The sequence below is a fragment of the Runella sp. CRIBMP genome, from assembly GCF_009905605.1.
Lineage (GTDB): Bacteria > Bacteroidota > Bacteroidia > Cytophagales > Spirosomataceae > Runella.
The window spans coordinates 337311-352844 of record NZ_JAAAKZ010000005.1; the positions used below are offsets into that span (position 1 = coordinate 337311).

13 protein-coding genes and 1 tRNA gene are annotated in these 15534 nt (G+C 42.9%); 3 read left to right on the plus strand and 11 right to left on the minus strand.

Going from position 1 to position 15534, the window contains the following annotated elements; genetic code table 11:
* Positions 1–6: 6 nt before the first annotated feature.
* Positions 7–1206 carry an argininosuccinate synthase gene (gene argG, locus GVN20_RS16380; RefSeq protein ID WP_166559373.1) on the minus strand — a complete coding sequence of 400 codons (1200 nt, stop codon included), beginning with the start codon at positions 1204–1206 and terminating at the stop codon, positions 7–9.
* A gap of 213 nt (positions 1207–1419) precedes the next feature.
* Entirely contained in the window at positions 1420–2130 is a 711-nt protein-coding gene (locus GVN20_RS16385; protein WP_166559374.1) for a GNAT family N-acetyltransferase, read from the minus strand.
* Positions 2131–2629: 499 nt separating this feature from the next.
* Here GVN20_RS16385 and GVN20_RS16390 point away from each other — a divergent pair, with 499 nt between their 5' ends.
* The 3 genes from GVN20_RS16390 (at position 2630) to GVN20_RS16400 (ending at position 8160) form a co-directional block, all read left to right on the plus strand.
* Positions 2630–5350: a PQQ-dependent sugar dehydrogenase gene (locus GVN20_RS16390; RefSeq protein ID WP_166559375.1), complete on the plus strand. Its 2721-nt coding sequence runs from the start codon at positions 2630–2632 to the stop codon at positions 5348–5350.
* Between the two features lie 148 nt (positions 5351–5498).
* Positions 5499–6536, plus strand: a complete 1038-nt coding sequence (locus GVN20_RS16395; protein ID WP_166559376.1) for an AI-2E family transporter — start codon at positions 5499–5501, stop codon at positions 6534–6536.
* 142 nt (positions 6537–6678) lie between these two features.
* Positions 6679–8160, plus strand: a complete 1482-nt coding sequence (locus GVN20_RS16400) for a hypothetical protein (protein ID WP_166559377.1) — start codon at positions 6679–6681, stop codon at positions 8158–8160.
* Between the two features lie 39 nt (positions 8161–8199).
* Here the strand turns inward: GVN20_RS16400 and GVN20_RS16405 are convergent, their stop codons facing one another.
* From GVN20_RS16405 to GVN20_RS16445, 9 genes are all read right to left on the minus strand, one after another.
* Entirely contained in the window at positions 8200–8895 is a 696-nt protein-coding gene (locus GVN20_RS16405) for a M23 family metallopeptidase (RefSeq protein ID WP_229599086.1), read from the minus strand.
* 60 nt (positions 8896–8955) lie between these two features.
* Positions 8956–9867 (minus strand): SMP-30/gluconolactonase/LRE family protein, encoded by a 912-nt coding sequence (locus GVN20_RS16410; RefSeq protein WP_166559379.1) that lies wholly within the window; start codon positions 9865–9867, stop codon positions 8956–8958.
* 225 nt (positions 9868–10092) lie between these two features.
* Positions 10093–11211, minus strand: a complete 1119-nt coding sequence (locus GVN20_RS16415; protein WP_166559380.1) for a TlpA disulfide reductase family protein — start codon at positions 11209–11211, stop codon at positions 10093–10095.
* A gap of 133 nt (positions 11212–11344) precedes the next feature.
* On the minus strand, positions 11345–12352 hold the full coding sequence (locus tag GVN20_RS16420; RefSeq protein ID WP_166559381.1) for a LiaI-LiaF-like domain-containing protein: 1008 nt from the start codon (positions 12350–12352) through the stop codon (positions 11345–11347).
* An 11-nt stretch (positions 12353–12363) separates the two neighbouring features.
* Positions 12364–12534 carry a LiaI-LiaF-like domain-containing protein gene (locus GVN20_RS16425; RefSeq protein ID WP_166559382.1) on the minus strand — a complete coding sequence of 57 codons (171 nt, stop codon included), beginning with the start codon at positions 12532–12534 and terminating at the stop codon, positions 12364–12366.
* A 90-nt stretch (positions 12535–12624) separates the two neighbouring features.
* Positions 12625–13188, minus strand: coding sequence for a PspC domain-containing protein (locus GVN20_RS16430; RefSeq protein ID WP_166559383.1), 564 nt, complete (start codon positions 13186–13188; stop codon positions 12625–12627).
* Between the two features lie 197 nt (positions 13189–13385).
* Entirely contained in the window at positions 13386–13856 is a 471-nt protein-coding gene (locus GVN20_RS16435; RefSeq protein ID WP_166559384.1) for a GNAT family N-acetyltransferase, read from the minus strand.
* A gap of 35 nt (positions 13857–13891) precedes the next feature.
* Positions 13892–15193, minus strand: coding sequence for a threonine synthase (thrC, locus tag GVN20_RS16440; RefSeq protein WP_166559385.1), 1302 nt, complete (start codon positions 15191–15193; stop codon positions 13892–13894).
* 157 nt (positions 15194–15350) lie between these two features.
* Positions 15351–15425, minus strand: a tRNA-Pro gene (locus tag GVN20_RS16445).
* Positions 15426–15534 lie beyond the last annotated feature (109 nt).

Here is a 15534-nt window from a genome sequence, read left to right on the forward strand (position 1 = left end):
TGATGTCTACTGATTCAACTCACTGATTTTCTGATAAATCATCACTTGATTGGAGGCGACTTTGGCAAATCCCCGCACATCATCGCCCGTCCAAGCATTGTTCATCTCGCCATAGCTTCCAAACACTGGCGACATCAAATCGTAACTTGATTCAATTCCTTCCACATAAAAACGATAAGGTGCCAACGTAAGGTGCACTTTGCCCGTTACGTGCTGTTGGGTATCGGCTAAGAATGTCTCAATATTTCGCATTACAGGCTCCATAAACTGACCTTTGTGCAGCAGGCTTCCGTACCAGTTGGCCAGTTGTTCTTTCCAATACAATTGTTGCTCGCTCAATACGTGTTTTTCGAGCGTATGGTGGGCTTTAATAATGACCAAAGGCGCGGCTGCTTCAAAGCCTACGCGGCCTTTGATACCAATGATAGTATCTCCCACGTGAATATCGCGCCCAATGCCAAACGGCGCCGCGATTTCGGCCAATTTTTGGATGGCTTCCACGGGTGAATAAGCCGTATCGTTGATTCCAACCAATTCTCCTTTTTCAAATTGCAGGGTTACGCGTTCCGCTTCTGTTTTGCTCACTTGCGTCGGAAAAGCGCTTTCGGGCAAATATTTATCTGATGTGAGGGTTTCTTTACCGCCAACCGACGTCCCCCAAAGTCCTTTATTGATAGAATAGGCCGCTTTGTGCCATTCTTGATCCACACCTTTTGATTTCAAATAATCAATTTCCGCCTCGCGCGACAACCTTAAATCCCGAATTGGGGTAATGATTTCGGCTTCTGGCATAATGATACGGAACGCCATATCAAACCGCACTTGGTCATTTCCAGCGCCCGTACTCCCGTGCGCAATGGCCTCAGCACCAATCTCTTTGGCGTACTCGGCAGCCGCAATGGCTTGAAAAATACGCTCCGCACTCACCGAAAGCGGGTAGGTATTGTTTTTGAGGATATTGCCAAACACGAGGTATTTAATACATTGCTGATAATAATCCTGCGTTTTTGAAATAGTCGCGTGTTTTTTGACGCCCAACGAATACGCGCGGGCTTCAATCGCTTTCAGTTCTTCGTCCGAAAAACCGCCCGTATCCACCAATACGGAGTAAATTTCGTAGCCTTTGTCTTCCGACAAATATTTGACGCAAAAAGAGGTATCCAAACCTCCGCTAAACGCTAAAACAACTTTTTTACTTTCAGACATGGACTTCTTTAATGTTATTTTGTTTGCGGCCACCCATTAAGCAGGTTTTGTAAAAATCACGCCATCTGGACAACCATTACCTTTGACAAATTGGTAGGTTATACTCACTATTTTAGCGCAAAGTTAGGAGAATAACGACAAGGTTACTAAAAAAAAAGGTCCTAACTGGCAGTTTAAATTACCAATTAGGACCGTATGTACTTTACAGGGAGTCTAGTGTACCAACTCCAATTCGTTCTGACGTTTACGGGCTTTGGCTTCACGTATTTCGCGACGCAACAGAATCCGCTGTTTGATACGCATCCAGCGCTCGTACAATTTAGATTCTTTCAGAAAGTCCCAAGGTGCCTTTTTTTCCGTTTTCGGTACTTGCAATGGGTCATACATCATCCCCGTACAAAGACAGTTTTTACGGTTGGTCCGGGTGAGTACGTCATAATTTACGCAGCTCGAACAGCCTTTCCAAAAGGCGTCATCGGCGGGTAATTCACTGAACGTAACGGGCTCATATCCCAAATCTGAGTTAATTTTCATCACGGCCAAGCTGGTCGTAATTCCGATGATTTTGGCCTCTGGATATTTGGTCCGCGAGAGTTCGAAAGCCTTTCTTTTGATGGCTTTCGCGATACCACTTTTGCGGTAATCAGGGTGAACAATCAACCCAGAGTTGGCCACAAACTTACCATGCTCCCAGGTCTCAATATAACAAAAACCAACCCATTCACCAAGCAACGTTGTGGCGATGATGGCTTTGCCTTCGGCCATTTTTTCCTGAATATACACAGGTGAGCGTTTGGCGATTCCGGTTCCGCGTTGTTTAGCACTTTCTTCCATCTCTTTACAGATGGTTTCGGCGAGATGGAAGTGTTTGTCTTCGGCTGTTTCTACGATGTACTCGTTGGCTACTATTTCGATGTTTGACATTGTCATTTATTGGAATTGAATCCTCTGCGGAGACAACAAATCCGCTTTGGTGTTGAGAAAAAAAGGAAACGATTTTCGAGAATCTGGCGAGAGCGTTCGCCGCGTAGGCAAACAGTATTAGTGTGTCCTTTCGGACCTACAAAAAAATGGCGTAATGTGCGCGCAGCGAGTATGTGAGAGAGTGTGTGCCACTTTTGTATTTGGTTTTTGAAAAAAACGTGACAAATATCGGTTAAATTGTATTCTAAATCCAATAAATAAACGATTTATTTTTTTCATTAGTTCAAACAAAGACAGAATGCTTGGTATACAACCTATTACAGTTTTTCTGCGGCCAAACAATTCATCAAACAAACCGTTTTTAAAAAAAATAGTTTTCCGTTGTACGCGCCCAATAGTACCATTTAGACTTTCAACGTTATATGTACACCAGCTACATCATTAGTTTTCGGTGCTTTTGTACTTTAGTATTAAAATTATAACAAACATAAGTGACCTCATGGAAAATCCATTTTGGAAAAAAACAATGTGTATGGGTAGTAGTTCGCTATTGCTAGCCGCATTGCTAAGTAGTACCGTTTCAGCCCAATCCCCTGCCCTTCCCGAAGAAAATCGTTTTACAAAAAACATTTTACTTGAAAAATTAGACGAGCCTACCGAGCTGGTTGTACTAGACGACCACCGCGTGCTGTTTACTGAGCGAAAAGGGAAAGTAAAGCTTTATAATCCTAAAAAGCCAAATACTTATAAAGTTGTAGGCAATATCCCTGTTTATATCAAACAAGAATACGGCCTGATGGGTATCAACGTTGATCCTGATTTCAAACAAAACAAGTGGGTTTACTTATACTACTCTCCCGTCTCTTCAGAGGCCGACACTTCACAACGGCTGGTACGTATGAAGTACGATACCGAGCGCGATACTTTGTTGCTGAGTACCGAGCAAGTGCTGCTTCGCGTCCCCGTCAAACGCAATGATTGCTGCCATACTGGAGGCTCCATTGCGTGGGACAAGCAAGGCAATTTGTATCTCTCTACTGGCGACGATATCAACCCTTTTGGCAATGATGGCTACGGCGCACTCGACGGACGCCCCGGAAGAGCCAACTGGGACGGTCGCTCTACTTCTTCAAACACCAATGATTTACGGGGTAAAATCCTCCGCATCAAACCCCGCGCCGAAGGTGGATATGACATCCCGTCTGGGAATCTTTTTGCTCCAGGCACCGAAAAAGCCCGCCCCGAAATCTACATAATGGGAAACCGTAACCCCTACCGTATTTCAGTAGACCAGCGTACTGGTTTTCTGTACTGGGGCGAAGTAGGTCCAGATGCTGGCAACGACAGTGAAACGCGCGGGTCGCGCGGGTACGATGAAGTCAATCAGGCCCGTAAAGCAGGTTATTTTGGGTATCCCCTATTTGTGGCCGACAATAGAGCCTACAATCGTTATGATATGGGAACCAAAATATCGGGCGAAAGATTTGACCCCGCAAAACCCATCAACGACTCCCCGCACAATACGGGTTTGATTGAATTGCCTCCTGCCCAAAAAGCCTTTATTTATTATCCTTATGCCGAGTCACCTGAATTTGGCCCCATCGTGGGAAAAGGCGGTCGCAACGCCATGGCTGGGCCCGTATACTATTATGATGACTATCCAGAAAATGACGTAAAATTCCCCCGCCATTATGATGGAAAACTGTTTGCATACGAATGGATTCGTGATTGGATTCACCCCGTTACGATGACCAAAGAAGGCGATTTTGTAAGCATGGAAACCTTCATGCCAAACACTAAGTTTAGCCACCCGATTGACATGCAGTTTGCCGTTGACGGTTCGTTGTACGTCATGGAATACGGAAACACTTGGTTTGCCCAGAATGACGATTCGCGTTTGTCGCGGATTACGTACAATGCCGGAAACCGTAAGCCAGTGGCCGCCGCCACTGTCAACAAAAAAGCAGGTGCAGCGCCCATGAAAGCCGTTTTCTCTTCTAAAGGAACGGTAGATTATGACGGGGATGCACTCACCTATGAGTGGAGTTTTGGTAAAGGTCTTCCTAAAAGTACCCTGCCAAACCCAACTTTTACTTATACAAAACCTGGTACCTATACCGCTACGCTGAAAGTAACCGACGCAAAAGGAAATGTTTCGTCAAGCAATGTAGAAGTAAAAGTGGGCAACGAGCCTCCAAAAGTAGAAGTAGCCGTAGCAGGTAATAAATCTTTTTATTGGGAAAACAAACCCGTTAGTTACGAAGTAAAAGTGGCTGATAAAGAAGACGGTAGCTTGGCAAATAAGAAAATCAGCCCCGAGGATGTCATCGTAACAATCGATTATTTGGAAGGATTTGACAAGACCATTCTGGCCCAGGGCCACCAAGCAAATTTGGGATTTGCCACGGGAAAACGCCTTATGGAGCTTTCTGATTGTATGGCCTGTCACAGCATTGACAAAAAATCAATTGGCCCATCGTATCGCGATGTAGCAAAAAAATACCAAAGAGAGCGCGACGTGGTAAGTATGCTTGCCGATAAAATCATCAATGGCGGCGGCGGTGTTTGGGGCGAGCAAGCCATGAGTGCCCACCCCCAAATTAAGAAAGACGACGCCAAGGAGATAGTGCGTTACATTATGTCGTTGGCCAACGAAAAAGGCCCCGATAAAAAACCCGTCAAAGGAGAATACGTAACGGCGGCCAAGCAAAAAGAAGGTTCTTATATTTTTACGGCAAGCTATACTGACAAAGGGAACGCTAACTTAGGCCCACAGACTTCTACCACCACGGTAGCCCTGCGCCCCGCCAAAGTGAAGGCGGTGCAAAATGACGAAGTTAAGGATGCTACCAAGGTAGAATTGCCAACCAAAAGCGAGGTACTGGCACCCGTTAAAAATGGCAGCTATGCGGTTTACAAAGACATAGATTTGACCGACATCAGTACGCTTTCATTTATGGTCTATGCCGAGCCAAGCCGTACAGTAGGTGGCAAAATCGAAGTACGACTCGATAGCCCAACGGGCGCTTTGATTGGTGAAGTAGAAGTACCCGACAATAAAGTAGGGGTATTAAATGCGTCTATTCGTCGACCCGATGAAAAGCTTCACAACGTTTATCTTGTGTTCACCACCGCCCAATCCGTTCCCGAAAACAAAGGCTTGTTTGGTTTAGAATGGATTCAATTTAATCCCACAGGGGTCGTAAATACAGGCAAGTAATCGTCTCTCTTGCTCTTTTCATGCTATAAAAACGAAACAGCCGTTGCAGAACGGCTGTTTCGTTTTTTGTACTTTCAAATCCTGACATTGATATTCATCAGAGGGCTTCTGCTGATTTTTTACCAATATTGTCAAAAAAATATTCGTTATGCCAACTACTCAACAAAGCGTCCGGTATCTTCAAATCGTCTTTTTTGTAGCTGTCTTTATGTACTTTACGCAATCCATTACCATACCCATGACTTTTGGTTTATTGGTTGCTATCGTCATGGCACCTTTTTGTCAGAAGTTAGAAAGGTGGAAATGGCCCCGCAGTTTAGCCATCACTGCTTGCTTAGCCATCGTCTTCCTGATTGTAGCCGCATTGGTGACATTATTGGTTTGGCAATTGGACGAGTTTCAAAAAGAAGTACCCAAAATCACTACCAAATTCAAAGAAAATTGGCCTCAAATACAGGAATGGCTTAGATTCCGTTTTCATCTCACCGAAAAAATGTTGGATAATTGGTTGATTAAAACAGGCTCAGAAGCAGGCTCCAAAATTGGGGTTGTTTTGGTAGGAACGTTTAATGTAACAGCCAATCTGCTTTTCAACGCCTTCATGATTCCTTTATTCACGGCGTTGTTTCTGTACTATCGCGGTTTAATCATGAAATTTTTATACGAACTTTTTGGCGAATCAAACCAAAAGCTTGTCTACTCGGTTACACATCAAACGGTCCAAACTTATCATAATTACATCAAAGGGCTGCTGCTGGTTTATCTATCAGTCGGTATTCTAAACTCCATCGGGCTGGCCATCATCGGGATTGAGTACGCCATTTTGTTTGGGTTCATTACCTCCATTTTGACCATCATTCCTTACGTGGGTATTATGGTTGGAGCGCTGTTGCCTATTTCGATTGCTTGGATTTCTTACGATTCACTTTGGTATCCTTTGGCGGTGGTAGCTGTGTTTGGGGTCGTGCAATATTTGGAAGCCAATGTCATTTTTCCGATGGTCGTTGGTAGCCAATTGAAAGTAAATACACTCGCATCCATCATTGCTTTATTTATCGGGGGAGTGATATGGGGAGTGTCTGGCATGGTTTTGTTCTTACCTTTTGCAGCCATCCTGAAAGTGATTGCCGACCACATTCCGTCATGGAAACCAATCAGTACTCTTTTAGGACCTGCCGAAACTTAATTGACGCAACAAAAAGACACGTTTTAGTCAACTTATTCGTTTTATTATCTTGGGTCATTTGGTTAACACCTTCGGCAAGTATCTACATTTAACTCACTATACAACTAACAAATAACTCACTATACAACTAACAAAAATCTTTATGACGAAAAAATTGTTCGCTTTTTGCCTTTTTTTAAGCTTAACGGCAAAGGCCCAAACAGCTCAAATTCTGCTCAAATTGCCCCAAAACAATGATTTTATTGTGTCTTTAACGGCCGAGAAAGTCCGTTATCTTGATGCGCCTTCCATCGGTCTTACCGACGTAGAATTTCTAAACATCGGTGTATTTGATGACAGTACAAAACAATGGGCAAAGACCGAATTTGAACTGAAAGAACCGCAGGTTGTTCGATTGAATATCGTCAACAAACGCATGATAAATGCCAATAAAAGCCAAGAAAGTGTAAATTATTTGCTGTTCATCAGCCCAAATGATAACCTGACAATCGGCATTTCTCCCAACAAAACACTAACTTTTACGGGAACCAATGCCCGCTACCAAGAGTACCTTAGAGATTATTTTCGGGAAAATATGTATGATTATTTGCCCCAATTTGGGTATAATCCTTCCCAAATTGATAATTTCCACATTCTCACCAAGGTTGACAGCCTACAACGTGCACGTCAACAACGCTTGCAAACTTTGAAGGGCCAACAACCCATCGACGAAGCATTTGAAACCTACGTGACGGCCATTACAAATACAGAACCTTATCTGCTTAAACTCGTAGTTTCCGACAAAAAAATCCGTGAGAGTCAGGGTGTGCAGTTAAAACCCAATCAACGAAAAGAAATTCAGGAGCTAGCACTTCAGAATTTTAAAATTATGCCCGATGCGGCCCTGCTAAGTGAGGTTTATCGCAACGAGCTGCGCAATTTTATTCAAGTACCCGTCATCCAAAAATATCCTACCGACTCCGCGAAGCGGTATGTATTATCCCCGGAGGCGGTGCAAATGGCGTATCAACTGAGCAGCGACGAACTCCAGAGTTATCCCAAACAAAAAGAATATTTGTTGACCCATTGGCTCAATTATTCTACCACATTTCGGAGCAATATGAGCACGGCCCGTGCATTGTTGGCCAAGTACGAGCAAACGTATCCAGAATCAGCTCTGGTACCTTATTTTAAACGTACTATCGAAGCAAAAGAGAAAATGGAGGTAGCCGCACTGGCACCCGAGTTTATGCTTATTGACCGCGATGGCAACACCGTAACTTTGTCAAGTCTGCGGGGCAAGCCTGTTTGTATTGCTTTCTGCTATAATCTAAAACAGCACGAAAATGATTTTAAACCTTTGGAAGAAAAATACCGTGGCCGTTTGAATTTCGTCTACCTCAACGTAACCCCAGCAACAACGTATGAAATGTGGCAGCCAACCACCGAAAAACGCCCGGGTGTATTGCATCTATGGGCCTCCGACGATGATGCACGAATGCTTAAAGAAGCCTATGCTTCTACTATGCGCTACCCTTTTGTACTGATTGATGCGCAAGGAAAAATAGTGGAGCGATGGATACCACAAGAGTTCCCCGACAACAAACCCTTACAAGTCGAACTCAGAGATTTAATCAGAAAATAATGGAATGCAAAAGGAGTTAAGGGTTCACTTTGACTCCTTTTATTTTATCACTTCGGCAGATGCCAGCCAATCGTATGTATTGAGCGGCATCGGCAAAGCTTCGGGCGTAAGCTGAAGATACATAAGGTGTAAATGAGTTCCTGAACGGCGTTTGGCAGCATTGAAGCCCGTTCTTCCTACCTCCGCAATTTTTTGCCCTGCCGTCACCTGATCACCTACTTGAACCGTTACCTTGCTGTGATGTGCATAATAAAACAACCCATCCAAACACGGATCATAAATCCACACGAAATTACCGCCTCGATAGGTGCTTTCGGGGCTCCAGTTAGATTCGGTGGCCACTACAATACCAGGGCGCATCGCCAGTACATCAATGGGCTGTTCGGTTTGGTCATCCAAATTATCCTGATTGCGATCATAAACAAATATATCATGGGCTGGGTGGCTACCCTGTACCGAATGGTCAAATAGATTAAAGCCAAACGGACGGTATCCTGAACCATTTCCACCGATTTGCTCAGCATCGTATGATTTTATGGGAAAAACAAAACGAATAGAATCACTGCACGTTTGTTGACGGTAGCCGTCGGTTACTTCGCGCAGTTCACTGAAAATCAACCGAAAGCGTAACTGGGCCGAATCTGGTTCAATGGTTTGCTCCCTAATCTGCGCATTAAGCTGCAAAAACGCCTGCCCCAAAGTCAATAGTTGGGCACCAGGAGCATCCGCTGACATCAAAAATAATGGTGAAATTAAGGATAAACAAACAGTTAAAAACTTGTACATAGAATAGGTTTATTTCTTTCCCGAAAACGCTTTCATCATCAGCCACTCCCGTCCAGGAGCTTCTGCCTGAAAAGTTTCGAGACAACCGCGATCTTGGAGAGTGATGTAGCAAGTTCGGCCTTTTTTGCCTCCAAAGCAAATATTTGAAACACTTTTGCCCTTGGTACTAATCGTTTTAATGACTTTTCCTTCGGGCGACACTACCGCTACTTCGCCCTTGCCATGCCTTGTAATGTACAGATTTCCTTTGGCATCACAGCGCATTCCGTCCATACCACCATCACTAAATTTATGCAACAGCCGTTTATTGGAAAGAGAGCCATCGGCCGCCAAATCAAAGGCCCAAACATTACGTTGGACACTTTCGTTGACGTACAGTGTCTTTTCATCTGGACTTACATCAATTCCGTTGGTTGTTCCCATATCGGGCGCCACGATTCGTGCCTTGCCCTCTGGCGACACGTGCCAAACCTGCCCCGTTCCTTCTTTCCAGTTTGGATCTGAGCAAAAAATATGCCCATTTGTTGTAATAGCCAAATCATTTGGCTGATTCATCTTAGGTTCGTTACAATAAACACTCACTTGCTTGGTTGTAACATCAACTTTCAAAACATTATGCCCCGTAAAATCAGCTACGTAAAAGGTCGTAGCGTTGCCAAACCGAATCCCATTTCCTGTGCTTCCTTTTGGCAAAGTGAGAAAAATAGATGCTTTATTACGTTTGGAAATTTTGGCAACGGTACCGTCCATGATGTAATTAACAGCATACACCGACCCATCTGAATCGACAGAAGGTCCTTCGCAGTTTTGGGTAAACTCATGCTCTGCCGTAAAATCAGAGGTTTGGGCTTGCACCGCAAACGACGAAAAATACAAGACAGCAACAAAAAAAGGTATGCGAGAGTAGAAATGCAGTTTCATGAAAGTAAAAGGTCTATGTCTAGTAATAATTGTAAAACAATATTGTTTTTTGGGGTTCAGTGCCTCATTTTGGGCTTTTAACTATTAACATTTACTGTTTTACATTTTTCTGTTTCTTGGAATGTAAAGATTAAGATTTCATTGAAAATAAAAAAACTTTCCAAGTTTTGAAAACCTGAAAAGTTTTGATGAAAAGCATAAAAAGCGTCTGAACTAGACGTACTCTTAATTATTCACCTTCAATAATTCTTCGAGCTTTTTCTCCAATGCGGCACCGCGTAGGTTTTTATCAATTACTTTTCCATCCTTATCCAACAGGAAAGTAGCAGGAATGGCATTGACACCGTAAGTTTGGGCCGCAATTGACTGCCAATATTTTAAATCTGAAACGTGGCTTGGCCAAATCAATCCATCTTTTTCAATGGCTTTCAACCAAGCTGCTTTGTCGCGGTCGAGCGACACACTGAAGATTTCAAACCCCTTGTCTTTAAATCGGTTATAAACCCGCACCACATTCGGATTTTCCTGACGGCATGGCCCACACCAAGAAGCCCAGAAATCAATCAACACAATCTTTCCTTTCAATGAAGAAAGACTTACTGGTTTATCCTGCGTGCTGTTGAGCGTAATTTCAGGGGCGGCATCGCCAATCTGAATTCCGCGCATACGTTTAGCATTTCCGACAAAAACCTGCGCCTGTTTCATGGTTGGGCGCTCTACCTCAAAGCGTTTTGCCAGCGCATCAATGGTCGCAAAATCAACTTCAGGATTCAGAAAATTGGTCGCAAACAACGCTGCCAACGACGTTCCCATTTCAGGAATCATGCTTTTAACTTTTCCCGTAAATCCCTGACTTGCGGCTTCAAAATCCTGCTGAATTTTCGCTATTTTTTTACTGTCTTTCTTTTGTTCGGCCTGTGCATATTCTTCCTGCCACTTCTGAGACTTTTCGTTCATCTCTTTATACATGCCAATCAATTGCTGGTAATAGTCGTTGTTCTTAGAGCCGCTTACTTTTGCTGCTCCTTTCTCCGTTCCATCCGCCGCAACCTCAATGGTTTCTCCGCCTTCAATCAGCACAATAACCCGTTGTGCATTGGCAAGATTGAGTTGGTACACGGTACCTTCATCTAGTTCTTTACGTTTAAAAGTAAAGCGTTTGTCAGGCCCTACTTTTGATGAGTCTATTCTCACAAGTGGCTGAGTACCCGCAATTTCAAGGTATACCTTGTCATTGGGTTGAAGATTTTTGGCCGTCCCCGAAATGGTAAAGTCTTTTGCCGTCGTTTGGGCAAAAAGGGTAACGCTTGTAAAAAAAGCGGTAGCGGTCAGTATATTTTTCATTAGAATGCGAATGTTTGCCAATTTTAAACGAAAAAACGGGCTGTTTGTTGCGTGATTGACAAAGGTACAAAAAACAAAAATGCTGCCAGTTATTTTGACCAGCAGCATTTTTGGATTATTTGTTGGTGTTAATTTAATACCGATTGATTTCTAACTTTGACAATCCACCGTTGTATGATACTTTGATTTTTTTGGTAGCCGAATTATAATTGGAAGTACGATAAAGTCCATCGCTTATTTTTTCAAAATTATCCAACTCTTTAGAATTAAAAGCCCCGTCTACCGTAAATTCACAGCCAATTGATTCTGGAATATTGATTTCGATGGAGGCAACCCCCGCGTCAATTTTTACTTCGGCGTTATTTTCAATTTTTTCGCCCAATTTCAAATCAACTTCTGCCGCACCAGCTCCGATTTTAACTTTTTTGACTTTGTACTCCGACAAATCAAACTCAGCTTTTCCAGCTCCCAAACCTAAGTCAAATGACCAAACAGGCTTATCACTCAGTCGCATCTCGACGTGATTGTCCATGTTGTCAAAATCCTTAATCCGAACACGCTTGGTGCTATCTTTACTTTCCATTTCAAAATTAACCGTGCTAATTTTCGTGCTTTCGTTCCGCTTAGTTGTCAGCACATAGTTGCCAAATTTAGTTTCAGCGTCGGCTTCCACCAATTGAGACGTCGTGCCTTCTATTTTAAACTCTCCCGCACCTGCCCCAAAATTAAGGGTTGCTTCGGTAGTACCCTCGGCCAGGGGTTCGGAGAAATGCGTTTCACCGTCCTTTGAATACGTCTGGGAGCGCTTGTCATACTCGTCATCCTCATTATTGTTATCATCGTCATCATCAAAATCGTGGAGATTAAACTCAATTCCGTCATCATTCCAGTGACGAAGTTTTTTGTTCGCTCCGTTGATAATGGCCGATGGAATGGCAATCGCAATCAGAATGGCCGTCAAAATTCCTGACCAACTTTGCTTCAGTAAAAGGCTGAAACCTGCCAATACCAACAATACTGGCCAGAAGCGTAAGGTCATTCCCCAATCAATGTGAAACCAACCGAGGGTTTTGGCCAAGAGTATCAGTCCGACAGCCAGTAAAAAAGTACCCCAAAACAGGGCATTTGAAGATTGTTTCATGGCTTTCTGGCTTAAGATATTTTTTTAAGTTTGTCTTTAAAGATCAGGAGTGCCCCACCCGCAATAAACAATACTGGCCAAAAAAATCGCTCGAAATCAAACCAATCGAAAAGTTCACGCATAAGCAGTAGCCCGCCGATAAGTACAAGGAGCGCGCCCCAAAAAGTGCTTTGATAGTTCATGGCAAAAGGAAGTTTGAGTTAAAAAGTTTATAGGTTATTAGAGGATTATTTTCGAGCCTGCCGCAGGATATTGGCGACAGGCTTGAAAATCTATACTTTGGGCTCTTCAGAACCATCGGGCGTTTCTGATTCTTTCGACGTTGTTGTCGTCTTTGGAGGCTCCCAATCATTGATAGGAGCTGAATCAGTCCATGAAGGAGTGGCCCGCTCTGTATCGGTCGTAAAAGTGGTGGCTGATTTATGAGATGTTGTTCTCAAAATCAAGAAAAGACCCAAACCAATGAGTAACGCTGCTGGCACAAATCGCTCTAAATCAATCCAATAGAACAGACGGTCAAAAAGCATAAATCCACCGATAATAAGCAGGCCATAGCCAATGATTTCAGCTCCTTTGCCAAAGTCCTTTTTGGATTGCGGATTATTCAAATAAACGTTTTCTGGGTCTATAACGGTCACTGTAGGCTCGCCAGTAGGCAACGCCGCCCACAGAATAATATAAATTAAAATGATGGGAAATCCTTTGGTAAAAAACATTAATACGACAAATATGACCCGCATTATGGCTTTATCTATACCAAAATAATCGGCGAGGCCAGCGGCTACCCCACCAAGGACTCCTTCACTCGGAATACGACGCAATTGTTTGCTGTTCATGGCTTTGCAATGTTAAGATGTTGGATTTTAGGCGATGAGCACTGCTTGATTTTCGTTTTAACGTCAATTGGCCAATGCTCTTTATCTTTTCTTTGTTTTATTGTTGAATCAAAGGTACTATGCAATGCAAGGTAATAAAATATATTTTACGACCAACGGTTAAAGAACAAAATGAATGGAAAATTTTGGTGATGAAGTTATAAGCCTAAAAGCTTTTTCTCAAAATAAACAACGTCTTCTTCAGGATTGAAGTTGTAAGGGTGGATTTCGGTAAATCCATAACGAAGATATAATTTAACGGCAGGTGCTAAACGTCGAAGGCTATCCAGTTTTATGGACGTATAACCTAGCTTACGCGCAGTATCAATCGCCACCTCCATGAGCTGCTCACCCAAATGGAGCCCACGAAAGGCGGGCTGGATAAACATACGCTTTAGTTCACACGTATGTTTATCCAATTGCCTCAGCGCTGCACAACCTACGAATTGCTCATTGGCCTTTATAAGCCATAGCTCCCCCGTTGGAGGGCCGTACATGGTAGATAGTATTTGCAGTTCATCATCAAATTTCTGAAACTTTAAGTCAATTCCTAACCCTAACGCATACTCCTTGAATAGCATAACGGCAGCAGAGTAGTGTTCAGAAGTTCGAGCAACGATAACTTGCATATTATAAATACATTATCAAAATGCCTGTTTTAAATCTACGACAGCAGATAATCTTTAAAATCTTCAAAACGGGTACTCATCGGAGTAGCCACTTTAGTTTTATTTAACAATTCTGACAAACGCGCAGGAATTTCGACATCAGCGGTCCCAAGCGCTTCTTCCACAACATTGAGAAACTTGGCGTAATGCGCCGTAGATAAAAATACCCCTGTTAGGTCTTTTTGGGTTAAATTCATGTATTTCTTCAATCCTAAATAAGCAACCGCCGTATGAGGACACATCAAATAGCCCTCACGCTCGTACACATCACGCATTGCGGCTTTGGTTTGGTCATCATTAAACCAAAATCCTGAAACAACTTCTTTCAGCTGCTCCCATTCATCACCAAAAAAACGGGTTAGCCGAACAAAATTACTCGGGTTTCCTACATCCATGGCATTGGAAACAGTCTCTACAGACGGAACGGGATTGTAAACGCCATTTTCTAAATAATTAGGGACTACATTATTACGGTTAGTCGTTGTTACAAAATGTTCTACAGGAAGCCCCATTTTATATGCTAAAATACCTGCACTCAGGTTTCCTAAATTTCCGCTGGGCACCGAAAATACAACAGGAAGCCCTAAATGCTTTACTTGAGCATAAGCCCTGAAATAATAAAAAGATTGAGGAATTAAACGAGATATATTTATCGAATTGGCAGAAGCAAGATTATATTTTTGCGTTAATTCTGCATCTAAAAAAGCCTGTTTAACCAATGCTTGACAATCATCAAATGTTCCATCCACTTCAAGCGCTGTAACATTTCCGCCCAGTGTTGTCAATTGCTTTTCCTGTATATCACTTACTTTACCGCTTGGATACAATATTGTGACGCTTATGCCTGATACGTTATGAAATCCCTGCGCCACGGCTCCACCTGTATCGCCAGAAGTAGCCACTAAAATCCGTATTTCTTTTTGAGAACGCACTAAAAAATAAGACATTAAGGAGGCCATAAATCGAGCCCCAAAATCCTTGAAGGCCATGGAAGGACCATGAAAAAGCTCAAGACAATGAATGTTTTCTTCAATAGGTACAACAGGAGCATCAAAATCAAACGCTCTATCTACAATCATTTGAATATCTGCTTCTGAAATATCATCATTTAGCAAGGTTTTTGAAACCTCAAACGCAATTTCATTAAACGATAAATGCTCAATAGCTTCTAGAAATCGGGTTGAAACCTTGGGAACATACTCAGGCATATATAATCCATTGTCTGAGGGAAGACTCCGGAATACCGCTTCTTCAAGGTTTGCTTTAAGCTGTGGGTTTTTGGTACTATATAAGATCATCAGATGAATTATGCGCTAAATGTCAAATTTTATAAATTTTAAAAGCCAAAATTACACCACCTATTCCCCCCATGCAAGACTTTCCCAAATTTTAGAAATCTGGGCTTTAGGAGCATAAAAAAAGCGTCCACTAATTAAATAGTGAACGCTTTTAGTGTCGGGATGGCAAGATTCGAACTTGCGACCTCCTGGTCCCAAACCAGGCGCGATGACCGGACTACGCTACATCCCGAATAAGAATGCCTCCGATTGGACGGAGGCATATCTTTCTTTTTTAATATTGTGGCGGCTACCTACTTTTCCAAGTTTTATCTCAGTATCATCGGCGGAGCGGGGCTTAA